Source organism: Streptomyces sp. NPDC001549, from assembly GCF_042894025.1.
Taxonomy (GTDB): Bacteria; Actinomycetota; Actinomycetes; order Streptomycetales; family Streptomycetaceae; genus Streptomyces; species Streptomyces kutzneri.
In genome coordinates, this window is record NZ_JBIAVJ010000022.1 from 17,409 (window position 1) to 39,566 (window position 22,158).

The window sequence follows — 22,158 nt, forward strand, 5'->3', positions numbered from 1 at the left end:
CCGACGTCCGCCCGTCGCCCTCCGGTGATCCCGGTGCAGGCCCCGCAGTGATCCTCGCGGTCCCGTGAGGAGGCAGTATGGGGTGGTCGCAACGGGATGGCAGGACGGAGTCGGGCGTGCGGACGGAGCCGGAGCCGGTGTTCGTGGAACTGGACGAGGACGGGCGGCGGAGCCTGCTGCGCACCGAGACGCTGCTCGTCCTCGCGCTGTCGCTGGGCGCGAGCGGGGTCTCGGCGCTGATCAGCTTCATCGGGTCGCTCACCAAGCCCGGCGGTCTCAAGGACCAGGCGGCCACGCTCAACGGCTCCTACGCCCCGGGCCGGCCCTGGCTGGACCTCGCCTGGCAGCTGTTCGGCATCGCGAGCGCCCTGGTGCCCGTACTGCTGGTGGCGCACCTGCTGACCCGTGAGGGCGCCCCCGGGCTCCGGGTGCTGGGCTTCGACCGCACCCGGCCCTGGTGGGACCTGGGCCGGGGGGCCCTCGTCGCGGCCGGGATCGGAAGCGCCGGGCTGGCCTTCTACCTGGGCGCCCGGGCCACCGGATTCAACCTCACGGTGGTGCCGGAGGCGCTGCCCGACGTGTGGTGGAAGTTCCCCGTACTGATCCTCTCCGCGCTGCAGAACGCCGTGGTGGAGGAGGTCATCGTGCTGGCCTACCTGCTGCGCCGGCTCGGCCAGCTGGGCTGGTCGCCGATGGCCGCGCTGCTGGCCAGCTCGGTGCTGCGCGGCTCGTACCACCTCTACCAGGGCATCGGCGGCTTCATCGGCAACGTGGTGATGGGCGTCGTCTTCGTCCTCGCCTACCGGCGCTGGGGCCGGGTGGGACCGCTCGTCGTCGCCCACGCGCTCCTCGACATCGTGGCCTTCGGCGGGTACGCCCTGCTCGCGGGCAAGGTGGGCTGGCTGCCGACGCCGTGACCCGGGGCGGCCCACCCGATCGGACCTTCCGGGCAGTGGCGGACGCCGGAGCGGTGCGACCCTGGGGCGAGTGAGGAGGCGCGCCCGGTGGCTCTTTTGGACACCCTGGTACCGTTCGCGCCCTTCTTCGTGCCCGTGGTCACCGGGCTGGTGGGCGGCATCAGCCTCCTCATCCGGGACCGCCGCGAGGCGCGCAGCACCGACCACCACTACCGCAGGCGACTGGAGAAGGCCCAGCTGGAGATCCAGTTCCTCATGGGCTGGATCCAGGCCAAGCAGCTGGCGCCGACCGACTCCCCGCCGCCGGACCCGGAGCCGGGGCGCTGGCTGGACGAGTGCTACGCGTCGGTGCGCCGGGCCAAGAAGAACACGGGCGGCCGCCACCGGACGGGGCCGGTCTCGCTGCGGCGCCTCCTGCTGCTGGGGGAACTGAGCGGCCCGGCGAAGAGCATGCGGGTCGCCTACTGGGTCTCCCTCGTCCTGTTCAACGTGGCGCTCGCGTGGTGGGTGAACGCGCTCATCGCCGGCGTACCCGGCTTCATGCACGAGGAAGGCGTCTCGGAGTCCGAGGAGATCGCCTCCTACCTGGGGGTGGCGGGCGTCCTGTTCCTCGTGTCGGCCGGCCTGTGGGGATGGACGGTGCACCTGGGCGCGGCGGAGCCGGGGCAGGTCTACCGCAAGCGGATCGACTCGGCGGCCTGGGTGGAGCAGGAGGAGAAGCGGCGCAGTGCCGCACGCGCGAAGGCGGATGCGAAGGCGCGGTCGAAGGGGGACGTCGGGGGGAAGGGCGACGGGGAGCGGGACGGTACGGCCGACGGGGGTGGGTCCGCGGGCTGAGCCGGCCCGCGGACGCCCGGCCCGTGCCCGGGTCCGTGCCCGGCCCGGGTCCGTGCCCGGGTCCGTGCCTCGTGGTCACCCCGCCTGTCCGGCCCCGGGCGGGGACGCGAGGAGCTCGCCGTCGACGACGGTGACGGCCCGGCCGGTCAGCAGGGTGCGGTCGCCCGCCAGGGTCACCCGTACGAGACCGCGCCGCGCACCGCCCTGGAGGCCGGTCAGCTCGGTACGGCCCAGCCGCTGCGCCCAGAACGGGGCGAGCGCGGTGTGGGCGCTTCCGGTGACCGGATCCTCGTCGATCCCGAAGGCGGGGAAGAAGCCGCGGGAGACGAAGTCGTACCCGAGGGAGGGATCCTCGGCGGGCGCGGTGACGATCACCCCCCGCCGGGCGAAGGCGCGCAGGGCCGCGTGGTCCGGCTCCAGCTCGCGGACGGTCTTCTCGTCGGCGAGCTCGACGACGAGGTCACCGACGTGGTCGGCGGTGTCGTGCACGGAGAGGATCGGGGGGCCGCCGAGCGCGTGGTCCACGGAGGCCGGTGCCGGCACCGGGGTGAGTGAGGACGTCGGGAAGTCCATGGTGATCGTGCCGTCCTCGGCGGTCTCGGCGGTGAGGATGCCGCAGCGCGCGGAGAAGCGGATCCGTCCCGTGGCGAGCCCGCTGGTGGCCAGTACGTGCGCGGTCGCCAGGGTGGCGTGGCCGCACATGTCGACCTCGGCTGCCGGGGTGAACCAGCGCAGCGCCCAGTCGGCGTCCCCGCCGGGCGGCAGGGGGCGGGCGAAGGCGGTCTCGGAGAGGTTCATCTCGCACGCGACCTGCTGGAGCCAGGCGTCCGTGGGGAACGCGGTGTCGAGGAGCAGGACTGCGGCGGGGTTCCCGTGGAAGGGGCGGTCGGTGAAGGCGTCGACGATTCGGATGCGCATGCCCCGACGGTAGGGCGATTTCTTGATCGTCGACAAAGGCCAATCCGGAGCGACTGGCCCTGTCGGGTCGGCGCGCCGGCGGTCAGGTCCGGGAGAGGGCCGGGGTGCCGGAGAGCAGGGGGCGACGTGGTGGAGCCCGCGGCCGGCGGCACACTCCGGGGCGAGATGTGCGATCCGTTCGACTGTCGCCGACGTGTTCCGATATATCGTTGACACATCGCGAGCCGTCGCCGATAGTGGAGACATCGGACAACCGATGAAGCAACGACAACGTGACGAAAGGAGCGCAGTCATGCGTTCACACGGACAGCACGGACACGGCCACGGGCATGACCACGGACGGGGCCACGACCACTGCGGGCCCGATCGTCGGGAGGGTTTCAAGGGGCGGCGCGCCGCCTTCGGCCCGTTCGGACCGCCCTTCGGCGCAGGCCCCTTCGGTGGCCGCGGCGGACGCGGCGGACCGCGGGGCAGGGCCCGGCGCGGAGATGTGCGCGCCTCGATCCTGGCGCTGCTCGCCGACCGGCCGATGCACGGCTACGAGATGATCCAGGAGATCGGCGAGCGCAGCGGCGGGGCCTGGAAGCCCAGCCCGGGCTCGGTCTACCCGACCCTGCAGCTGCTCGAGGACGAGGGGCTGATCACCAGCGCGAGCGAGGGCGGCAAGAAGCTGTTCACGCTCACCGACGCCGGCCGCACCGAGGCCGAGTCGGGCCCGGACGCCCCCTGGGCGGACGCCGGGCGCGGCTTCGACTTCGAGGCGATGCAGGAGGTGCGGACGGCCGGCATCGGCCTGATGGAAGCCTTCGGGCAGGTCTTCAAGACCGGCTCGCCCCAGCAGCGCGAGAAGGCGCTCGGGGTCATCAACGACGCCCGCAAGAAGCTCTACCTGATCCTGGCCGACGAGCACTGAGCCCAGTCGGCCCAGGTGTGCAACGGCACGCAGCGGCGCGCCCCGCGGGTTCGTCTCGCGGGGCGCGCCGTCGCGTGCGGCGTGGGCGGCTCGGCCCGGCGGTCAGACGACCAGGCCGGCCAGCTTGCGCAGCGACTCGTTCAGCGCGGCGGTGGCCGAGTCCTTGAGCTTGCCCGCCATCAGGGAGACGGCGGCCCCGGTGAACTCGCCGTCGATGCGGACCGTGGTGGCCTCGCCGTCCGGGGTCAGGGTGTACCGGGTGAGGACCGCCACCCCCATCGGGCCCTTGCCGGTGATGGCGAAGAGGCGCTCGGCCTCCAGCTCCGAGACGGTCCAGACGACCTCGGCCGGGAAGCCCATCATCTTCATGTTCTCCGCGAAGGTGGCGCCGACCGCGAGGGTCTCGGGTCCGCCCTTGGGGAAGTTCGTGTGGGTCATGCTCCACTGCCCGTACGCGTCCCAGTCCGTCAGCTGGGACCAGAGCTGCGCGGCGGACGCCTCGATGCGTGATTCCGCGGTGACTTCAGCCATGCGACCACCCCTTCTCGTCGGGTACGTGCGGCGGAAGGTAGCCCCGGCGGGCGGAACATTCAATGCTGACGACCTGTCAGATATGGCTGATGCCGACGGGGCGTGATCTCGACTCCGTCTCAACAGGTGTCATCCCCATGACGGTCCTGACCCCGTCCTGTCATGATGGCTGGATGCAAGCGTCAGGGAGAAATGCCGGACTGGGCCTCGCCCTCGTCTCGGCGTTCGCGTTCGGTGGTTCCGGAGTGGCGGCGAAGCCGCTGATCGAGGCGGGTCTGGACCCCCTCCACATGGTCTGGCTCAGGGTGGCCGGGGCAGCGCTCGTACTGTCCCCGCTGGCCTGGCGCCACCGTGACCTCGTGCTGCGCAGGCCCGCGCTGCTCGCGGGCTTCGGGCTGGTCGCCGTCGCGGGTGTGCAGGCCTTCTACTTCGCCTCCCTGTCCCGCATTCCCGTCGGCGTGGCCCTCCTGCTGGAGTACCTGGGCCCGGCGCTGCTGCTCGGCTACATCCGCTTCGTACAGCGCAAGCCCGTGACGCGCGGGGCCGCCGCGGGCGCGGCCGTGGCTGTCGTCGGACTGGCCTGCGTGGTCGAGATCTGGGCCGGGCTGAGCCTGGACCTGCTCGGCGTGCTCTTCGGCCTCGCCGCCGCCTGCTGCCAGGCCTTCTACTTCGTCTTCGCCGACCAGGGCGCCGACGGGGACGACGCCCCCGACCCGCTCGGCGTGATCGCGTACGGCATGCTCGTCGGCGCCCTGGTGATGACCGTGATCGCCCGGCCCTGGGAGATGGACTGGCAGGTGCTGGGCGGCGACGCCTCCGTGGGCGGCACGCTGGTGCCCGCGCCGGTGCTGCTCGCCTGGGTGGTGCTGGTGGCGACCGTCTTCGCCTACCTGACCGGTGTGGTCTCGGTGCGCCGGCTCTCGCCCCAGGTCGCCGGCGTCGTGGCCTTCCTGGAGGCGGTCGTCGCCACCGTGTTCGCCTGGATCCTGCTCGGCGAGCACCTTTCCACCTGGCAGATCGTCGGCGGCGGCCTGGTCCTCGGCGGCGCCTTCATCGCGCAGTCCTCCCGGCCTGCCACCCCGCCGGTGCCGGCCGTGGCCGACCAGGTCGTACCGGCGCGTGAGACGACCGCGGTCGGCAAGGGCTAGGGGGTGTCTTGCCGGTCAGGCCGGGCTCGCGGCGCCTGGCATGCACGCTCGCCGCGTTCTCGTCGGTCGCCGACGCTCCGCGTCGACTTCCTCCTCGGCCTTGCGATCGCACGCACCAGGCGCCGCTCCCTGATCCGGCCCGACCTACAAGACACCCCCTAGGATGGCGGTCATGCATTCGACCGTGCTTCCGCCTCCCGCCGCCTAGCGCGGGCGGCGCCACCACGTCTGGTACCCGGCCCGGGGAGCCCCCGGGCGGGTCCGTGCTGCCCGCGAAGCGATGACCTGCTTCTTTCATCCTTCACGCATGCGCGGAGACATCTCGTGTCGAACCATTCGCCCGCCGCCGGGCGCAGTCTGCTGTACCTCGTCGTCGCCGGAGCCGCCTGGGGCACCGCCGGGGCGGCCGCCTCCCTCCTCTTCCTGGCCAGTGACCTCGGCCCGCTCGCCCTGTCCTTCTGGCGGTGCGCGGGCGGGCTCGTGGTGCTGCTCGGGGTGCTCGCCGTGCGCGGGTCCCGCCCCGCCACCGGCCGGGTGCGGCCCTCGGTGGCTTCGCTGATCGGGACCGGGCTCCTCTTCACCCTCTTCCAGGCCGCGTACTTCGCCGCCGTGCGCGAGACCGGCCTCGCGGTGGGCACCGTGGTCACCCTCGGCGCCGGGCCCGTGATCATCGCGCTGGGGGCCCGCTCCTGGATGGGCGAGCGGCTCGGCCGTGGCGGCGTGGCCGCCGTCGTGGGGGCGCTGGCCGGGCTGGCCGTCCTGGTGCTGGGCAGCGGCGGCGGCGAGGTGCGGCCGCTCGGCGTCGGCTGGGCGCTGCTGTCGGCCGCCGGGTACGCGGGGATGACCCTGCGCGCGCGGTGTCTCGGGCAGCGCGGGGCGGGCGGGGACCCGCTGGTGACCACCGCCTGGTCGGTCGCGGTGGGCACGGTGTGCCTGCTGCCGCTGGCCGCGGTGGAGGGACTGCTGCCGCACACCGCCGATCTCGGACGGGTGCTCTGGCTGCTGGTCTACGTCGCCACCGTGCCGACCGCACTGGCGTACGCGCTCTACTTCACGGGTGCCGCCGCGGTACGGGCCGCCACCGTGTCTGTGATCATGCTGATCGAGCCGGTGAGCGCGGCGGTGATCGCGGTCCTGCTGCTCGGGGAGCGGCTGACCGGCGCCGTGGTGCTGGGCACCGTACTGCTGCTGACGGCGGTGGGCGCGCTGATCGTGGCGGAGGCCCGTCGGCCGGTGGCCGCGCCCACCCCCGTGCGGCGCAGCCCTCAGAGCGCGCTGAGGTAGTCCGGGACGGCGATGCCGGGGGTCAGGTCCGCGGCGGGCACCGGGGTTCCGTACGCCGGGGCCACCGGAACCACGCCCGCCCAGTACGGCAGGTCCAGGTCCTCGGCGTCGTCGTTCACCGGGCCGCTGCGGATCTTCGCGGACACCTCGGCGAGGTCCACGCGGATCACCGAGGTGGCGGCGAGTTCCCTGGCGTTGGCCGGCCGGACGTCGGCGGAGCGGCCCGGGGCGACGGCCTCGATCATGGCGTCCAGAGCCGTCCGGCATTCCGCCTCGTCGGTGACCTGGTGGGCGGTGCCGTGCACGACCACCGACCGGTAGTTGAGCGAGTGGTGGAAGGCCGAGCGGGCCAGGACCAGTCCGTCGACGTGGGTCACGGTCACGCAGACGGGGAGGCCCGGGTCGGTGCGGCGGGCCGCGAGCAGCGGGCGGGAGCCGGTCGAGCCGTGCATGTAGAGCGATTCGCCGACCCGGGCGAACAGCGTGGGCAGGACCACGGGCGCGCCGTCGCGGATGAAGCCGAGGTGGCAGATGTAGGCCTGGTCGAGTATCGAGTGCACCGTCTCGCGGTCGTAGCGCGCCCGGTCGCGGGAGCGGCTGGGGACGGTGAGGTCGGTGGGCTCGTAGCTTCCGGTCGATGCGTCCCCCGGGGTCGGCGTCCCGGGCGTCTCCGTGGCAGGCGTGGCGGTCATGGTGCGGACTCCATTGCACTAGTGCATACTGGGGTTTGTGCTAGGAGACTATCGGATCACAGGGCGTCGCGCAGCGGATATCGCCGCCGGCGTGGAGGCGGGCGTGGCTTCGGGCGCGCTCCCGCCGGGTTCACTGCTGCCGCCGATGCGGGAGCTGGCGGGCGATCTGGGGGTGAACCCCAACACCGTGGCCGCCGCCTACCGGACGCTGCGCGAGCGCGGGGTCATCGAAACCGACGGGCGGCGCGGCAGCCGGGTGCGGTCCCGCCCGTCGAACACGCCGCGGGACGCGCTGCGCATGGTGGTGCCCGAGGGCGTACGGGACCTCGCGGAGGGCAGTCCGGACGTGTCCCTGCTGCCCGCGCTGGAGGGGCCGCTGGCGGCGGCCGCCCGGCGGTACGCGCAGGCGCCGACCCTCTACGGGGCGGACCCGGTCGCCCCGGAGCTCGCGGAACTGGCCCGGGCCGGCTTCGACGCGGACGGGGTGCCGCCGGGGCCGGTGGCGGTGACCTCGGGTGCGCTCGACGGGATCGAACGGGTGCTCACCGCCCATCTGCGGGCGGGCGACGCGGTGGCGGTCGAGGACCCGGGATGGGGCGGCGCGCTGGACCTGGTCCCGGCGCTCGGGCTGCGCGTGCTGCCGGTGGCGGTGGACGACGACGGGCCCCGGCCCGAGGCGGTGGCCCGGGCGCTTGCGGCCGGGGCGCGGGCGCTGGTGGTGACCGCGCGGGCGCAGAACCCGACCGGGGCCGCGGTGGGCGCGGAGCGGGCGCGGGAGCTGCGGGCGCTGCTGGCGGACCACCCCGAGGTGCTGCTGATCGAGGACGACCACGGGAACGGGATCGTCGACCTGCCCTTGCATCCGCTGGGCGGGGTGACCCGGCACTGGGTGCTGGTGCGGTCCACGGCGAAGGCGTACGGGCCGGACCTGCGGCTCGCGGTGCTGACCGGCGACGCGGTCACGCTGGACCGGCTGCGGGGGCGGCAGCGGCTGGGGCCGGGCTGGGTGAGCCGGCTCCTGCAGTACGCGGTGGTGGACCTGTGGACCTCGGGCGCGGTCGACCCGGTGGCGGTGTCCCGCTCGTACGCGGGGCGGCGGGACGCGCTGGTCGAGGCGCTGCGGCAGCGGGGGATCCGGGCGTACGGGCGCAGCGGCCTGAATGTCTGGGTGCCGGTGGTCGACGAGACGGTGGTCGTGGCGCGGCTGCTCGCCGCCGGATGGGCGGTGGCGCCGGGGGCCGTCTTCCGGGTCGAGGCGGGGCCGGGGATCCGGCTGACGGTCTCGCGGCTGACGGTTGCCGATGTGCCCGGGCTGGCGGACGCGGTGGCCGCGGCGGCCAGTGTGGGTGCGGCGGGCGTGCGGTACGACTGACACCGGACCCCGCCCGGCGCCGACGGGCCCGGTCCCGCGGGGGACGTCGGGTCGGCAGCGCGGGCGGGCCGTCAGGGGGCGGTCAGGAGGCGAGCTCCAGCAGTCCGCCCAGCGCGAGGACCGATCCGGCCAGGGCGATCACGGCGCCGAGGGTGCGGTACAGGCCGCGCGATACGTGCATGGGCGCCGGGCCGAGGTTGCCTTGCGCCTGCATGCGCAGCTCCGCGTTGGCAGCGGCCCGGCGCTCCAGGGAGGCCGCCGAGCCGCGGAGGTTCAGCGCGACCCAGCCGCCCCCGACGAGGGCGGTCAGGCCGAAGGCCAGGAGGAAGATGCCGATGCCCATGTGCCGCCCCCGGAAAATGTGTTGATCTTCGGACGTTAGCACCGGTCAGGCGGGCCTGCGGGCCCCGGGGCGGGTCTGGGTGAGGGCCGCGCCGGCCAGCACGATCGCGGCGCCGACCGGGGTGTTCCAGTGGAGCTGCTCGCCGAGGACCAGGACGCCCGCCGTGGTGGCGATGACCGGGATGAAGTAGGTGACCATCTGGGCGGTGGTCGGACCGACCTCCGTCACCAGCCCGTACTGCATCTGCAGGGCCATGCCCGTGCCGAGGGCGCCCAGCGCGATCACCGACAGGGTGGGCCAGAGCGGGAACGAGCTCGGCGCCGAGGTGAACGCGGCGCTCACGAGCGCGAGCTGGAGCGTGGAGACCATGAGCTGGCCGCCGGTCAGGGCCACCGGGGAGCCGGGGGTCCCGGCCAGCGTGCGGCGGACGTAGATCCAGCCGATGGGGTAGCAGAGGGACGCCAGCAGGGCGAACGCAGTGCCCTTGGCGTCGACACCGGAGAAGCCCTGCCAGGCGCCGAGCACGGTCAGGACGCCGAGGAAGCCCAGGCCCAGCCCGGCGAAGCGGCGGCGCGTCGGGCGGTCCTCGGACAGGGCGACCAGCGACAGCGCCATGCCCCACAGCGGCGAGGTGGCGTTGCAGATGCCGGCCAGGCTGGAGGGGATGCTCAGCTCGGCGTACGCGAAGAGCGAGAACGGGGCGGTGTTGAGCAGCAGCGCCGCCACGGTCAGGTGGCCCCAGGTGCGCAGTCCCCGGGGAAGCGGCTCGCGGCGGACCAGGAGCACGGTGAGGAGGGCGAGCGCGCCGAACAGGACCCGGCCCAGCGCCACCTGGAAGGGCGCGTACGCCTCCGTGCCGACCTTGATCAGGAGGAAGCTGAAGCCCCAGACGACCGAGAGGATCGCGAACCGGACCCGCCAGTCCAGGAGGCCGCCCCGGCGCCGGCCGGTGGTGGTGGAGGCGGCGGTCGTGGTGGGGGAGGCCGGGGACGGGGAGGCGGCCGGGAGGGTCGGCCCAGGGGTGGTCGGTGCGCTCATGCCCCTTACTGTGCTCGTATCAACTTCGTAGGACAAGCGAGAGTTTCTCGGGGTCACGCCGTAGCATTGCTTACATGTTGAACCTGGAGCGCCTGCGTACCCTGGACGCCCTCGCCCGTCACGGCTCGGTCAGCGGCGCGGCCGACGGCCTCCACGTCACCACCTCTGCGGTGTCCCAGCAGCTGGCCAAGCTGGAGCGCGAGGTCGGACAGCCGCTGCTGGCCAGGAACGGGCGCGGGGTCCGGCTCACCGACGCCGGGCGGCTGCTCGCCGATCACGCCGCCCGGATCATCTCCCAGGTGGAGCTCGCCCAGGCCGACGTCGAGGCCCAGCGGGGCTGCGCCGTGGGCGAGTTGCGGATCGGCGCCTTCCCGACCGCCATGCGCGGGCTGCTGCCCCAGGCCCTGGCCGCGCTGCGGGCCGGGCATCCGGAGCTGCGCGTCCGGGTGCGCGAGCAGGAGCCCGAGGAGAGCATGGCGGCCGTCGTGCGCGGGGACCTCGACCTGGCCCTGGCGATCGACTGGCACAACAAGCGGATGCCGGTGCCCGCCGAGCTCACGCGGACCCACCTGCTGGACGACACCGTCGACATCGCGGTCCCGGCCGGCCACCGGCTGGCCGACCGGACCGAGGACTCCGCCAAGTCCGGGATCTCCCTCGCCGAATTCGGCGACGACGACTGGATCTCCTGGAACGAGGGGCAGTTCTGCCACGAGTGGCTGGTCTTCACCCTGCGCGGTACGGGCATCGAGCCGCGCATCGCCCACATCGCCGAGGAGCACCACACCCAGCTGGCCTTCGTGGAGGCCGGGCTCGGCGTGTGCGTGGCGCCGAAGCTGGGCCGCGGCCCGGTGCCGCCGGGCGTGCGGCTGCTGCCGGTGTGCGACAGCGTACGCCGCCACGTGTACGCCGTCTGGCGCGCGGACGCCGACCGCCGGCCCTCCATCCGGGCCGCGGTCGGCGCCCTCCGTCAGGCGGCCGCCGGACTTCGGTAGGTCCGCCGCCCCCTACAGCTTGCGGAAGTCCCAGGAGACGACCGAGTCGGGGGTCAGCCGGATCCAGGCGTGCCGCCCGTCGTGCGGCATCTCCTCGATGCCGAAGTTCTTGACCGGGAAGATCCGCTCGGCCTCCGCGAGCTCGGGGCAGGGCTCGCCGGTGCGCGGGGCCTCGCCCACGAAGACGGCGCTGCCGGACAGCTCCACCCCGCGCAGTTCGTCGTACGACTCACCGGAATCCACGACCACCGAGATCCGCGGATCCTTCCTCAGGTCGGACCAGCGGCGGCTGCGCGTGATCGAGTACAGCCACAGCGAGCTGCCGTCCCACGCGAACCACAGGGCGCCCACGTGCGGGCGCCCGTCGGGGGAGACCGTCGCGACCCGGCAGGTCTTCTGCTCGCGCAGGAAGGAGTCCACCTCCGCGTCGCTCATCATGATGCGCCGGCCCCGCCGCTGTGAGGTTCCGGTTCGTGCCCCGTCCACGTCCATCCGTCCTGCACCCCTTCACATCTGACTGTGTGTCAGGAATCATGAGGGCTCTTCCGTCGCCACGCCAGGGGGAGCCATGCCGGATCTCGATCCCGCCACCACCGCGCTGCTCACCGTCGAGTGCCAGAACGGTGTCGTCGGCGAGGAGAGCGCGCTGCCGGAGCTGGCCGAGGAGGCCCGGGACTCGGGGATGCTGGAACGGGTGGCCGCACTGGTCGACGCCGCGCGCGGGGCCGGCGTACAGGTGCTGCACGCGGTCGCCGAGCGACGGCCCGACGGGCTCGGCGCGAACACCAACGCCCGGCTGTTCCGGGCCGCGGAGAGGCTGCCCGTGCGCCAGCTGACCGGGAGCCGGGCGGTGGAGGTCGCCGCGCCCATCGTCGTCGCCGGGCAGGACCTGGTCGTCCGCCGGCTGCACGGGCTCTCCCCGATGGCCGGCACCGATCTCGACCCCCTGCTGCGCAATCTCGGCATCCGCACGCTCGTCGTCACCGGGGTCTCCTCCAACATCGCCATCCCGAACACCGTCTTCGACGCCGTGAACCTCGGCTACCGGGTGGTGGTCCCGGCCGACGCGATCGCGGGGGTGCCCGCCTCCTGCACCGCCGAGGTGATCCGCAACTCCCTCGCGCTGGTTGCGGCCATCACCACCGCCGAAGAGCTGCTTATGCAGTGGGCTCCCGCGACCTGACCCCCGTAACCTGGGCGGATGCTGTCCGAAGTGATCGCGACCCGTTACGTCACGCCCCTGCGTGAGGGCGGCTCGCTCCCGGGGATCGTCGAGGCCGACGACCTTGGTACCTACGTCATGAAATTCACCGGAGCCGGCCAGGGCCGCAAGACCCTGGTCGCCGAGGTCATCTGCGGCCGCCTGGCCCAGCGGCTGGGGCTGAGGGTCCCACGGCTGGTACAGATGCAGCTCGACCCCGTGATCGGGCTCGGCGAGCCCGACCAGGAGGTCCAGGAGCTGCTCAAGGCCAGCGGCGGGCTCAACCTCGGCATGGACTACCTGCCCGGCTCGATCGGCTTCGACCCGCTCGCCTACCAGGTGGACCCGGTCGAGGCGGGGCGCGTGGTCTGGTTCGACGCCCTCGTCAACAACGTCGACCGCTCCTGGCGCAACCCGAACATGCTGGTCTGGCACGGGGACCTCTGGCTCATCGACCACGGCGCCACCATGATCTGGCACCACAACTGGCCCACCGCCGCGGCCGCGGCAGTCAAGCCCTACAACGCCTCCGACCACGTACTGGCCCCCGTGGGCCCGGACATCGCCGCCGCGGCCGCCGCGCTCGCGCCGCTGGTCACCGAGGAACTGCTCACGGAGGTCGCGGCCGACGTCCCCGACGAGTGGCTGGTCGACGAGCCGGGCTTCGACTCCACCGACGCGCTGCGCCGCGCCTATGTGGAGGCGTTGCTGCCGCGCGCGGCCACGATCCACGAGAGGATCTCGCTGGAGGCCGAGGTGAAGACGCCTGCCGGACCTCCCGGCTGGCTCACCGACCACCTGCCGGAATGGCCCCACAAGACCCACAAGAAGAAGAGCGACATCGAGTGACCAAGCGGGACGTGTTCGAGTACGCGCTGGTGCGTGTGGTGCCCCGGATGGAACGGGGCGAGTGCTTCAACGCCGGCGTGATCGTCTACTGCCGGGCGCACACGTACGTCGCCGCGCGCACCCACCTCGACGAGGCGAAGCTCCTCGCGCTGGACCCCGGGGCCGATGTGGCCGGGGTACGGGCCGCCCTGCGCGGGGTCGAGGGCGTGTGCAGCGGCGGGGCCGAGGCGGGGCAGGCGGCGGGTGACGACGCGGGACGGCGGTTTCGCTGGCTCATCGCCCCGCGGAGCACCGTGGTGCAGCCGGGTCCGGTGCACACCGGCCTGACGGCCGATCCGGCGGCGGAGGTGGAGCGGCTGCTGGACCTGCTGGTCCGCTGACGGGCGCGGCGCCGTGCCGGGGGTTGCGCCCCCGGCACCCGGACCCCCGGGCCGCGAATGCGGGCGGGGCCGGACCGAGTGGCGTTGACACCGGGTGCCAGGGCTCCTAGCGTCTCCTCAGCTGAAGCTACTAAGCGGTTGCTCACCTCTGGGCGGCCGCCTCTCAAGGGCGAGGAGATCCAGCATGTCCACCACCGAGCAGCGCGTCGCGATCGTGACCGGGGCGGCCCGGGGCATCGGCGCCGCCACCGCCGTACGCCTGGCCGCCGAGGGCCGGGCCGTCGCCGTACTCGACCTCGACGAGGCGGCCTGCAAGGACACCGTGGAGGCCATCACGGCGGCCGGCGGCAAGGCCCTCGCGGTCGGCTGCGACGTCTCCGACGGCGCGCAGGTGGAGGCGGCCGTCGCGCGCGTCGCGAGCGAGCTCGGCGCCCCGACCATCCTGGTCAACAACGCGGGTGTGCTGCGCGACAACCTGCTGTTCAAGATGACCGAGACCGACTGGGACACGGTCATGAACGTGCACCTGCGCGGTGCCTTCCTGATGTCGAAGGCCTGTCAGAAGTACATGGTGGAGGCCAAGTTCGGCCGCATCGTGAACCTCTCCAGCAGCTCGGCGCTCGGCAACCGCGGCCAGGTCAACTACTCCGCCGCCAAGGCCGGTCTGCAGGGCTTCACCAAGACCCTGGCCATCGAGCTCGGCAAGTTCGGCGTCACCGCCAACGCCGTCGCCCCCGGCTTCATCGCCACCGAGATGACCGCCCAGACGGCCGCCCGCGTCGGTATGGGCTTCGAGGACTTCCAGGCGGCGGCCGCCACTCAGATCCCGGTCCAGCGCGTCGGCCGTCCGGACGACATCGCCAACGCCATCGCCTTCTTCACGGGGGAGGCGGCGGGCTTCGTCTCCGGCCAGGTCATGTACGTGGCCGGCGGCCCGCTCAACTGACGAGTCCACGAGAGACAGGGCGTACGACATGACGTACAGCGGTATCGACAGCGGCAAGGTCGCTCTGATCACCGGGGCGAGCCGGGGCATCGGCTACGGCGTGGCGGAGGCGCTGGTCGCCCGAGGTGACCGGCTCTGCATCACCGGGCGCAACGAGGAGGCCCTCAAGGAGGCCGTCGAGCGGCTCGGCGCGGACCGGGTGATCGGTGTCGCAGGCAAGGCGCACGACGAGGCCCACCAGGCCGTCGCGGTCGAGCGCACGATGGAGGCCTTCGGCCGCGTCGACTTCCTGGTGAACAACGCTGGCACGAATCCCGTTTTCGGGCCCATCGCGGACCTGGACCTCGGGGTCGCGCGGAAGGTCTTCGAGACCAATGTGATCTCGGCGCTCGGCTTCGCCCAGCGGACCTGGCACGCCTGGCAGAAGGACAACGGCGGCGCGATCGTGAACATCGCGTCCATCGCCGGGGTCTCCGCATCGCCCTTCATCGGCGCGTACGGGATGAGCAAGGCCGCCATGGTCAACCTCACCCTCCAGCTCGCGCACGAGATGGCGCCCGGGGTCCGGGTCAACGCGATCGCTCCCGCGGTGGTCAAGACGAAGTTCGCGCAGGCGCTCTACGAGGGCCGGGAACAGGAGGCCGCGGCGGCCTATCCGCTCGGCCGGCTGGGGCTCCCGGAGGACATCGGCGGGGCGGCGGCGTTCCTCACATCTGCACAAGCGGAATGGATCACCGGGCAAACTCTCGTCGTCGATGGTGGGATGTTCCTCAATGCCGGGGTTCACTGACCGATAATCGGACGCATTTGGCTCCAAAAGGGAGGTAAATGCGTATCGAATATGCACGGAACCGGTCAAGTGCCTCACGAAACCAACCCATTGGATTCGTGGGGCACTGCGGTAGGGTCTGCCGCACCCCTGGCTGATCGAGGAGCGTGCACGTGTTCAACCGGACCAGATGCCTGCAGATCACTGCGGCCCTTGCGTCCATATCCCTGCTCGCCGGATGCGGCCTGCTGTCGGAGGACGACGGCGACGAGATGAAGAGGATCGTCGTCGGTACCACGAGCGCACCGAGCACCCTCGATCCCGCGGCCGCGTGGGACGGCTCCTGGGAGCTGTACCGGAACGTCTACCAGACCCTGCTGGCCTTCCCGACGGGCTCCAGCAAGCCCCAGCCCGACGCGGCCCAGAGCTGCGAGTTCACGGACGCGGCGAGCCAGGCCTACCGGTGCACCCTGCGCAAGGGCCTGAAGTTCTCCAACGGCGAACCGCTCGACTCCAAGGCGGTCAAGCACTCCCTCGACCGGATCAAGACCATCGGCTCCAACGTCGGCCCCAAGGGCCTCTTCGGCACCCTCGACAAGATCGAGACGCCGGACGCGCTGACGGTCGTCTTCCACCTGAACACCTCGGACGCCACCTTCCCGTACGTCCTCGGCTCGCCCGCCGCCTCGCTCGTCGCGCCCAAGGACTACCCGGCCGACAAGGTCCGCGAGGGCGACAAGGTCACCGGCTCCGGCCCGTACGTGCTCGACTCGTACAAGGACGGCGCCGAGGCGGTGCTCACCGGCAACACGAGCTACACCGGCTTCGCCAACCGCAAGAACAAGGCGGTGACCATCCGCTACTTCGCGGACTCGCCGAAGATGATCGCGGCGATGAAGGCGAAGGAGATCGACGCCACCTACCGAGGCCTGTCGGCCCCGGAGATCACCGACCTCCAGACCCCCGCGGCGCACGCACTGGGCGTCCAGGTCGTCGAGAACGTCGGCGCCGAGATCCGCTACCTGGTCTTCAATCCCAAGGACCCCCAGGTCGCCAAGCTCCCGGTCCGCCAGGCCATCGCCCAGATCGTCGACCGCGGTGCGCTCGTCTCCAAGGTCTACCAGGGCACCGCCGAGCCGCTGTACTCGATGGTCCCCAAGGGGGTCGTCGGCCACAAGACGCCCTTCTACGACAAGTACGGCGCCGCGGACGTCGCCAAGGCCAAGAAGATCCTCAGGGACGCCGGGATCACCCAGCCGGTCGAGCTGACCTTCTGGTACACCACCGACCGCTACGGCTCCTCGACCGCCGACGAGTTCACCGAGCTCAAGCGGCAGCTGGACGAGAGCCAGCTGTTCCGGATCACCCTGCGCAGCCAGCCCTGGAAGACCTTCCAGACCGGCTACAAGACCGGTGAGTACCCGATCTTCGGCCGCGGCTGGTTCCCCGACTTCCCGGACCCGGACAACTTCATCGCGCCGTTCGTCGGCAAGGAGAACGCGGTCGGCACCCCGTACGAGCCCGCCGAGATCGTGAACGATCTGCTGCCCAAGACCCGCCGCGAGGGCGACCGCTCGGCGGGCGTCCAGGAGTTCGAGCAGGCCCAGAAGATCTTCGCCGAGGACGTCCGGCTGCTGCCCCTGTGGCAGGGCAAGCTGTACGTGGCGGCGCGCGAGGACATCGCGGGCGCCGAGCGGGCGCTGGACCCGCAGACCGTCATGCAGATGTGGGAGTTCTACCGCAAGACCAGCTGGTAGAACCGGCACCGGTGCGTCGGCCGCCCTGGGCGGCCGACGCATTGTCAGTGGGCCCCGGTAGGTTCTGGAGCAGTTGCACGAGCAGTTGCACGAACTTGTACCGGAGGTTGTCGCCGTGACCCAGATGCTGCCCGAGTCCTGGCTCCCCGTCCTCGGCGGGGAGCTGGACCAGCCCTACTTCAAAGAGCTCACCGAGTTCGTCGAGAAGGAACGGGCGAACGGGCCGGTCTACCCGCCCCGCGAGCAGGTGTTCGCGGCCCTGGAAGCCACTCCCTTCGACCGGGTGAAGGTCCTCGTCCTCGGCCAGGACCCGTACCACGGCGCCGGCCAGGGCCACGGCCTGTGCTTCTCCGTGCAGCCCGGGGTCAAGACCCCGCCCTCGCTGCGCAACATCTACAAGGAGATGAAGGAGGAGCTCGACCTGCCGATCCCGGACAACGGGTACCTGATGCCGTGGGCCGAGCAGGGTGTCCTGCTGCTCAACGCGGTGCTCACGGTCCGGGAGGCCGAGCCCAATTCGCACAAGGGCAAGGGCTGGGAGAAGTTCACCGACGCCGTGATCCGCGCGGTGTCCGAGCGGCCCGACCCGGCCGTCTTCGTCCTGTGGGGCGCCTACGCCCAGAAGAAGCTCCCGCTGATCGACGAGGAGCGGCACGTGGTCGTCAAGGGCGCCCACCCCTCCCCGCTGTCCGCCAAGAAGTTCTTCGGATCCCGGCCCTTCACACAGATCAACGAGGCCATCGCCGCCCAGGGGCATGAGCCGATCGACTGGCGGATCCCGGACCTCGGCTGACGTCCCCCCGCGCCTCGGCGCCATTGCCGGTACCTCCGGCTAGCTTCTAGATGATCAGACCGGAGCAGGTCTGGCAGAGCAAGCCGGAGGCCGCCGTGACGGAGCAGCAGGAGGCGTCGGAGGACGCCGTCATGACCAGGATCGGCCAGGCGGTCATCCTGCTGCACGCCGGGGACCGCGAGGAGGCCCGCAACCGGCTCGGGGAGATCTGGTCCGAGATCGGCGAGGAGGGGGACTCCCTCCACCGGTGCACCCTGGCCCACTACATGGCCGACGCCCAGGACGATCCGGCCGACGAGCTGGCCTGGGACCTGCGGGCCCTGACCGCCGCCGCCGACGTGCCGGGTGACCCGCCCGATGACCTGCCGGATGACCTGCCGGATGACCTGCCGGGCGACAGGCCCGGGACCAGGCCGCTCCAGGACGGGCGGCCCGCGCGGTGGGAGCCGCATCCGGCGATGCGCGTGTTCTACCCGTCCCTGCACCTGAACCTGGCCGCCGACTACGTGAAACTGCAGCGGCCGGAGGCGGCCCGGGTCCACCTGGCCCGGGCCCGCGCGGCCACCGGAGCGCTGTCCGACGACGGGTACGGGAACGGCGTACGGGCCGCCATCGCCCGGCTGGAGCGGCGCCTGGCCGCGGATCCGGGAGCCGGACCCGGACCTGGACCCGGACCTGGACCCGGACCTGGACCTGGACCTGGACCTGGTCCTGGACCCCGGCCGTTCCCCGAGCAGTCCCCGTAGGCCCGCCGGCGGTCAGTCCCCGTGGACACCTGAGCAGATACGGGCCTCCGGGCTCTCGGGATGCCAGTGGCCGTGCCTGCGGCCCAGCGCGCACACATCGGCCGGCCGCACCGGCAGCTTCCGGACCAGCTCACGTTCCACCTCGGCGTCGCGCCGGGGACGCTGCGGACGGCCGCCCGGGTGCCCGGTGACGGGCTCGGCGGCCCGCCGGGGCTCCGGGATGTCCGGGACCGGCGGAGCCTCCCGTACGGGCACGCCGGAGCCGCCCGGTGCGGGGCGCTGTGCGGACCGCTGGGCGGGCGCGGGGGCCGCCGGGGCCGCGGGCCGCTCCGGGGCGGTCTCCACCGCCTCCAGCGCCTCCAGAGCGGGCGCGCGGACGACCACGGGGGCGGCCCCGGGCGCGCCGCGCGGCTCATGGCGGGGCGGTACCCCGGCCGCAGGGGCCGCCGCGGGCTGCACGGGTCCGGGGCTCACACTCACACAGCCGGAGACCGCCGAAACGGCGCAGGCGACTCCGAGCAGCAGCGTTGTCGTGGTTCGGGTTGGATGCACTCGCGCAACTCTGCTGTGCGAGGACCCCGTTGCGAAAACCCGGAGCCGATATTCACCCCGCACGGGTGACGGACCCACCCGCCGGACAGGGCCCGAAGGCCGGCCCGGGACAGTCTTCAGTCGCCGGTGGCGCCGTCTGTCTGCTCGCGCAGCAGGTCCGCGTGGCCGTTGTGGCGCGCATACTCCTCGATCATGTGGGTGTAGACCCAGCGCAGGCTGAACACCTCGCCCCGGTGGTGGCTCCCGGCCTGCGAGACCGCGTCCAGCGAACGGCCCGCGGCGGCCTGGCGCGCCAGCTCGACCTCGGTCTGCCAGACCTGCTCGGCCTCGGCCCAGGTGGCCTCCTCGGTGAAGTGGAAGTCGCCGTCCGGGTCCTCGCTCGTCGAGTACAGCTCGGGGAGGTCCTCGCCCAGCATGATCTCCCGGAACCAGTAGCGCTCCACCTCCGCCATGTGCCGTACGAGGCCCAGGAGGCTCAGCTCGGAGGGCGCGAGCGGGGTGCGGCGCAGCTGTTCGTCCTGGAGCCCCTCGCACTTCCAGACGAGGGTGGCACGGTGGTAGTCGAGCCACCCGTCCAGCATGTCCCGCTCGTCGGCGGTGGTGGCGGGTTCGTTGCGATGTGATCCTGAACTGGTGGTCATGGGGCTCATCCTGGGCGAACCGGCCCCCCGTCACCAGGGATTAAGCTGCGGGAATCCCACAAGGAACCAATCTGGAGGCGCCCGGTGAAGGTCGGCTGCATCGGACTCGGCGACATCGCGCAGAAGGCGTACCTGCCCGTCCTCACCACCCGCCCGGGCATCGAGCTGCATCTGCAGACGCGTAACCCCGACACCCTGGAGCGGGTCGGCGACAGCCACCACGTCCCGGCCGCGCGCCGGCACACCGATCTCGGCGCGCTGCTCGCCGAAGGGCTCGACGCGGCCTTCGTGCACGCCGCCACCGTGGCCCACCCCGAGATCGTCACACGGCTGCTGGAGGCCGGCGTGCCCACGTACGTGGACAAGCCGCTCGCCTACGAACTCGCGCACTCGCGGCAGCTCGTGGAACGGGCCGAGCAGCTCGGGGTCTCCCTCGCCGTCGGTTTCAACCGCCGCTTCGCGCCCGCCTACGCGCAGTGCGCCGACCACGCCCGCGAGCTGATCATCATGCAGAAGAACCGGGTCGGGCTGCCCGAGGACCCGCGCACGCTGGTGCTGGACGACTTCATCCACGTCGTCGACACCCTGCGGTTCCTGCTGCCCGGCGAGGCCGACCACCTCGACGTCCGGGCGGTGGTGCGCGAGGGGCTGATGCACCAGGTGGTGCTCCAGCTGTCCGGCGCCGGCTTCACCGCCCTCGGCATCATGAACCGGCTGTCCGGCTCCACCGAGGAGATCCTGGAGGTGTCCGGCCGCGACACCAAGCGGCAGGTCGTCAACCTCGCGGAGGTCATCGACCACAAGGGCCAGCCGACCGTGCGGCGCCGCGGGGACTGGGTCTCCGTCGCCCGCCAGCGCGGCATCGAGCAGGTCGTCGACCACTTCCTGGAGGCGGTCGCGGCGGGCACCACGCTCAGCGCCCGCGACGCCCTGCGAACCCACGAGCTGTGCGAGCGGGTGGTGCGCTCGGCCCTGGAGCAGGCCTCCTGAGCGAACGGCTGCCCGCCACCGCGCAGTACACGGCCAGGGCGGCGAGGGCGGCGGTCACCGGCCAGTCCCCGAAGCGGACGTAGAGGGTCGTGCCGCGGGCGAGCGGGACCTCGTACACGGCCGCCGTGCTCGCGGAGGTGGGCAGGGCGGCGCCGACCCGCGCGCCGGACGGGCCGTTCACGACGCTGATGCCCGTGAGGGTGGCGTGGACCATCGGGCGGCCGTTCTCGGCCGCCCGCAGCGCGGCCAGCGAGGCGTGCTGGGCCGGCGCCCAGCTCTCCTGGAACGAGGAGGTCGCCGACTGGGCGACGAGCAGGGAGGCCCCGTCCAGGGTGAGGCGCCGGCTCATGTCGGGGAAGGCCGACTCGAAGCACACCAGCGGGCCGACGCGGACCCGGCCGGGCCCGTCCGGCCGCCCGGGCAGGTCCATGACCACCGGGGTGTCGCCGCGCACCCGGTCCTCGCCCGCCGCCTTGCCGACCGAGGTGGCCCAGCCGAACAGCGCACGGGCCGGTACGTACTCCCCGAACGGGACGAGCCGCATCTTGTCGTACCGGTCGCCGGTGGCGCCCTGGGGGCCGACGAGGACCGCGCTCTTGTAGATTCCGGGGCGGTCCGCCCGCCGCGCGTCCACGTTCACCAGCAGCGGAGCACCGACCTCCGCCGACAGTGCGGCCAGCCGCCGGGCCAGGTCCGGGCGGGCCGTCAGGTCCGCGCCGACGCTGCTCTCGCCCCACACCACCAGATCGACCCGCTGCCCCGCCAGCGGCCGCGTGAGCCGCTCACCGACGTCGAACCGCCGATCCGCACTGTCCGGGCCGTCCGCCACCGGGCCGGGCTGTACGACGGCCACGCGCAGCCGGCCCGATTCCTCGGGTCGCGCCGCCCACACCCACACCGCTCCCGTCAGCACCGCGCACCCGGTCATCCCCGCCACCGCGGGGATCCGCGCCCCCGGCACCGCGATCAGCAGCACCAGCGCACAGTTCACCGCCACCACCAGCAGACCGACCAGCCACACCCCGCCCACCGAGGCCAGGCGCAGTGCGGGTGCCACCTGCCACTGACTCGCGCCCAGCAGCCCCCACGGCCCGCCCAGCCCCTGCCAGGACCGGACCAGCTCCGACAGCAGCCACCCCGCCGGTACGAGGACGAGCGCGCAGCAGGCCCGGTCCGCCGACGGGGTCCCGCCGAGGAGCTCCCGCACCAGCAGGGCCCAGGGGATCCAGAACAGCCCGAGCAGCGCGGCCACCGGGATCAGGAACACGTGCAGGCTGGGCAGCAGCCAGTGGTGGACGGCCAGGATGAACCCCGCACCGCCGAGCCAGCCCTCCAGCACGGCCCGCCGCCCGGTGGGAGCCGACCGCAGCAGCAGCATCCAGGGCACGAGGGCGGTGTAGGCGAACCACCAGAGCGCGGGGGCCGGGAAGGCGAGGGCGGGCAGCGCCCCGGCGGCCACGGCGGCGGGCGCACGCCATCGAGGGGACCACCACCGCGTGCGCATCGTGATCATGGCGTGCCTCCGCTTCCAGTGTGGCAGTGCCTG

Annotated in this window: 25 protein-coding genes; 16 read left to right on the forward strand and 9 right to left on the reverse strand. The window is 72.7% G+C overall.

Going from position 1 to position 22,158, the window contains the following annotated elements:
- The first annotated feature begins 77 nt into the window (after positions 1-77).
- A complete protein-coding gene (locus ACFY04_RS30070; RefSeq protein ID WP_382546538.1) occupies positions 78-917 on the forward strand; it encodes a CPBP family intramembrane glutamic endopeptidase in 840 nt (279 codons plus the stop codon).
- 87 nt (positions 918-1,004) lie between these two features.
- Entirely contained in the window at positions 1,005-1,754 is a 750-nt protein-coding gene (locus tag ACFY04_RS30075) for a hypothetical protein (RefSeq protein WP_389121478.1), read from the forward strand.
- 75 nt (positions 1,755-1,829) lie between these two features.
- Here ACFY04_RS30075 and ACFY04_RS30080 read toward each other — a convergent pair whose 3' ends face one another.
- Complete coding sequence (locus ACFY04_RS30080; RefSeq protein ID WP_389121479.1) at positions 1,830-2,672, reverse strand: PhzF family phenazine biosynthesis protein; 843 nt, start codon at positions 2,670-2,672, stop codon at positions 1,830-1,832.
- 292 nt (positions 2,673-2,964) lie between these two features.
- Between ACFY04_RS30080 and ACFY04_RS30085 the strand changes: the two genes are divergently transcribed.
- Complete coding sequence (locus tag ACFY04_RS30085; protein WP_389121480.1) at positions 2,965-3,585, forward strand: PadR family transcriptional regulator; 621 nt, start codon at positions 2,965-2,967, stop codon at positions 3,583-3,585.
- Positions 3,586-3,687: 102 nt separating this feature from the next.
- On the opposite strand, the gene ACFY04_RS30090 is transcribed toward ACFY04_RS30085, so the two are convergent.
- Positions 3,688-4,116, reverse strand: a complete 429-nt coding sequence (locus ACFY04_RS30090; protein WP_314251349.1) for an SRPBCC family protein — start codon at positions 4,114-4,116, stop codon at positions 3,688-3,690.
- Between the two features lie 173 nt (positions 4,117-4,289).
- Between ACFY04_RS30090 and ACFY04_RS30095 the strand changes: the two genes are divergently transcribed.
- Both ACFY04_RS30095 and ACFY04_RS30100 read left to right on the forward strand, forming a co-directional pair.
- The gene (locus ACFY04_RS30095) at positions 4,290-5,264 is read left to right on the forward strand and encodes a DMT family transporter (RefSeq protein ID WP_389121483.1); all 975 of its coding nucleotides are present in this window, start codon (positions 4,290-4,292) and stop codon (positions 5,262-5,264) included.
- A 324-nt stretch (positions 5,265-5,588) separates the two neighbouring features.
- Positions 5,589-6,548, forward strand: a complete 960-nt coding sequence (locus tag ACFY04_RS30100) for a DMT family transporter (protein WP_389121486.1) — start codon at positions 5,589-5,591, stop codon at positions 6,546-6,548.
- Here ACFY04_RS30100 and ACFY04_RS30105 read toward each other — a convergent pair.
- Positions 6,530-7,240, reverse strand: a complete 711-nt coding sequence (locus ACFY04_RS30105) for a pyridoxamine 5'-phosphate oxidase family protein (protein WP_389121488.1) — start codon at positions 7,238-7,240, stop codon at positions 6,530-6,532. The genes ACFY04_RS30100 and ACFY04_RS30105 overlap by 19 nt on opposite strands.
- Positions 7,241-7,277: 37 nt before the next feature.
- Between ACFY04_RS30105 and ACFY04_RS30110 the strand changes: the two genes are divergently transcribed.
- Positions 7,278-8,612, forward strand: coding sequence for an aminotransferase class I/II-fold pyridoxal phosphate-dependent enzyme (locus ACFY04_RS30110; protein WP_389121491.1), 1,335 nt, complete (start codon positions 7,278-7,280; stop codon positions 8,610-8,612).
- 82 nt (positions 8,613-8,694) lie between these two features.
- Here the strand turns inward: ACFY04_RS30110 and ACFY04_RS30115 are convergent, their stop codons facing one another.
- Complete coding sequence (locus tag ACFY04_RS30115) at positions 8,695-8,955, reverse strand: hypothetical protein (RefSeq protein ID WP_389121494.1); 261 nt, start codon at positions 8,953-8,955, stop codon at positions 8,695-8,697.
- A 45-nt stretch (positions 8,956-9,000) separates the two neighbouring features.
- The gene (locus ACFY04_RS30120; protein ID WP_389121496.1) at positions 9,001-10,029 is read right to left on the reverse strand and encodes a DMT family transporter; all 1,029 of its coding nucleotides are present in this window, start codon (positions 10,027-10,029) and stop codon (positions 9,001-9,003) included.
- A gap of 38 nt (positions 10,030-10,067) precedes the next feature.
- Between ACFY04_RS30120 and ACFY04_RS30125 the strand changes: the two genes are divergently transcribed.
- A complete protein-coding gene (locus ACFY04_RS30125; protein WP_389121499.1) occupies positions 10,068-10,988 on the forward strand; it encodes a LysR substrate-binding domain-containing protein in 921 nt (306 codons plus the stop codon).
- 12 nt (positions 10,989-11,000) lie between these two features.
- Here the strand turns inward: ACFY04_RS30125 and ACFY04_RS30130 are convergent, their stop codons facing one another.
- Positions 11,001-11,426 (reverse strand): pyridoxamine 5'-phosphate oxidase family protein, encoded by a 426-nt coding sequence (locus tag ACFY04_RS30130; RefSeq protein WP_389121743.1) that lies wholly within the window; start codon positions 11,424-11,426, stop codon positions 11,001-11,003.
- Between the two features lie 130 nt (positions 11,427-11,556).
- On the opposite strand from ACFY04_RS30130, the gene ACFY04_RS30135 reads away from it, so the two are divergent.
- From ACFY04_RS30135 to ACFY04_RS30170, 8 genes are all read left to right on the forward strand, one after another.
- Positions 11,557-12,171 (forward strand): cysteine hydrolase family protein, encoded by a 615-nt coding sequence (locus ACFY04_RS30135; RefSeq protein WP_389121500.1) that lies wholly within the window; start codon positions 11,557-11,559, stop codon positions 12,169-12,171.
- A gap of 18 nt (positions 12,172-12,189) precedes the next feature.
- On the forward strand, positions 12,190-13,038 hold the full coding sequence (locus tag ACFY04_RS30140; RefSeq protein ID WP_389121501.1) for a HipA family kinase: 849 nt from the start codon (positions 12,190-12,192) through the stop codon (positions 13,036-13,038).
- Positions 13,035-13,418: a DUF3037 domain-containing protein gene (locus ACFY04_RS30145; protein ID WP_030009794.1), complete on the forward strand. Its 384-nt coding sequence runs from the start codon at positions 13,035-13,037 to the stop codon at positions 13,416-13,418. The genes ACFY04_RS30140 and ACFY04_RS30145 overlap by 4 nt, the downstream gene beginning before the upstream one ends.
- 184 nt (positions 13,419-13,602) lie before the next feature.
- Positions 13,603-14,364, forward strand: a complete 762-nt coding sequence (gene fabG, locus ACFY04_RS30150; RefSeq protein WP_327734427.1) for a 3-oxoacyl-ACP reductase FabG — start codon at positions 13,603-13,605, stop codon at positions 14,362-14,364.
- 28 nt (positions 14,365-14,392) lie between these two features.
- Positions 14,393-15,154 (forward strand): SDR family oxidoreductase, encoded by a 762-nt coding sequence (locus ACFY04_RS30155; protein ID WP_030770413.1) that lies wholly within the window; start codon positions 14,393-14,395, stop codon positions 15,152-15,154.
- 152 nt (positions 15,155-15,306) lie between these two features.
- A complete protein-coding gene (locus ACFY04_RS30160; RefSeq protein WP_389121504.1) occupies positions 15,307-16,890 on the forward strand; it encodes an ABC transporter substrate-binding protein in 1,584 nt (527 codons plus the stop codon).
- A gap of 124 nt (positions 16,891-17,014) precedes the next feature.
- Entirely contained in the window at positions 17,015-17,683 is a 669-nt protein-coding gene (locus ACFY04_RS30165; RefSeq protein ID WP_189746257.1) for a uracil-DNA glycosylase, read from the forward strand.
- Between the two features lie 95 nt (positions 17,684-17,778).
- Positions 17,779-18,429 carry a hypothetical protein gene (locus ACFY04_RS30170; protein WP_389121745.1) on the forward strand — a complete coding sequence of 217 codons (651 nt, stop codon included), beginning with the start codon at positions 17,779-17,781 and terminating at the stop codon, positions 18,427-18,429.
- 12 nt (positions 18,430-18,441) lie between these two features.
- Here ACFY04_RS30170 and ACFY04_RS30175 read toward each other — a convergent pair whose 3' ends face one another.
- The gene (locus tag ACFY04_RS30175) at positions 18,442-18,981 is read right to left on the reverse strand and encodes a hypothetical protein (protein WP_389121506.1); all 540 of its coding nucleotides are present in this window, start codon (positions 18,979-18,981) and stop codon (positions 18,442-18,444) included.
- Positions 18,982-19,097: 116 nt separating this feature from the next.
- Positions 19,098-19,622, reverse strand: coding sequence for a DinB family protein (locus ACFY04_RS30180; RefSeq protein WP_389121507.1), 525 nt, complete (start codon positions 19,620-19,622; stop codon positions 19,098-19,100).
- An 84-nt stretch (positions 19,623-19,706) separates the two neighbouring features.
- Between ACFY04_RS30180 and ACFY04_RS30185 the strand changes: the two genes are divergently transcribed.
- Positions 19,707-20,612 (forward strand): Gfo/Idh/MocA family protein, encoded by a 906-nt coding sequence (locus tag ACFY04_RS30185; RefSeq protein ID WP_389121509.1) that lies wholly within the window; start codon positions 19,707-19,709, stop codon positions 20,610-20,612.
- Here the strand turns inward: ACFY04_RS30185 and lnt are convergent.
- Positions 20,536-22,125 (reverse strand): apolipoprotein N-acyltransferase, encoded by a 1,590-nt coding sequence (lnt, locus tag ACFY04_RS30190; RefSeq protein WP_389121511.1) that lies wholly within the window; start codon positions 22,123-22,125, stop codon positions 20,536-20,538. The two genes, ACFY04_RS30185 and lnt, sit on opposite strands and share 77 nt — an antisense overlap.
- Positions 22,126-22,158: the final 33 nt, after the last annotated feature.

Bases quoted from the DNA above. Each gene is read 5' to 3' on its own strand.
- ACFY04_RS30105 (WP_389121488.1), bottom strand. From the start codon at position 7,240: ATGACCGCCACGCCTGCCACGGAGACGCCCGGGACGCCGACCCCGGGG.
- ACFY04_RS30165 (WP_189746257.1), top strand. From the start codon at position 17,015: ATGCTGCCCGAGTCCTGGCTCCCCGTCCTCGGCGGGGAGCTGGACCAG.
- ACFY04_RS30085 (WP_389121480.1), top strand. From the start codon at position 2,965: ATGCGTTCACACGGACAGCACGGACACGGCCACGGGCATGACCACGGA.
- ACFY04_RS30135 (WP_389121500.1), top strand. From the start codon at position 11,557: ATGCCGGATCTCGATCCCGCCACCACCGCGCTGCTCACCGTCGAGTGC.
- ACFY04_RS30140 (WP_389121501.1), top strand. From the start codon at position 12,190: ATGCTGTCCGAAGTGATCGCGACCCGTTACGTCACGCCCCTGCGTGAG.
- fabG (WP_327734427.1), top strand. From the start codon at position 13,603: ATGTCCACCACCGAGCAGCGCGTCGCGATCGTGACCGGGGCGGCCCGG.
- lnt (WP_389121511.1), bottom strand. From the start codon at position 22,125: ATGATCACGATGCGCACGCGGTGGTGGTCCCCTCGATGGCGTGCGCCC.
- ACFY04_RS30130 (WP_389121743.1), bottom strand. From the start codon at position 11,426: ATGATGAGCGACGCGGAGGTGGACTCCTTCCTGCGCGAGCAGAAGACC.
- ACFY04_RS30115 (WP_389121494.1), bottom strand. From the start codon at position 8,955: ATGGGCATCGGCATCTTCCTCCTGGCCTTCGGCCTGACCGCCCTCGTC.
- ACFY04_RS30125 (WP_389121499.1), top strand. From the start codon at position 10,068: ATGTTGAACCTGGAGCGCCTGCGTACCCTGGACGCCCTCGCCCGTCAC.
- ACFY04_RS30070 (WP_382546538.1), top strand. From the start codon at position 78: ATGGGGTGGTCGCAACGGGATGGCAGGACGGAGTCGGGCGTGCGGACG.
- ACFY04_RS30080 (WP_389121479.1), bottom strand. From the start codon at position 2,672: ATGCGCATCCGAATCGTCGACGCCTTCACCGACCGCCCCTTCCACGGG.
- ACFY04_RS30090 (WP_314251349.1), bottom strand. From the start codon at position 4,116: ATGGCTGAAGTCACCGCGGAATCACGCATCGAGGCGTCCGCCGCGCAG.
- ACFY04_RS30095 (WP_389121483.1), top strand. From the start codon at position 4,290: ATGCAAGCGTCAGGGAGAAATGCCGGACTGGGCCTCGCCCTCGTCTCG.
- ACFY04_RS30180 (WP_389121507.1), bottom strand. From the start codon at position 19,622: ATGACCACCAGTTCAGGATCACATCGCAACGAACCCGCCACCACCGCC.
- ACFY04_RS30155 (WP_030770413.1), top strand. From the start codon at position 14,393: ATGACGTACAGCGGTATCGACAGCGGCAAGGTCGCTCTGATCACCGGG.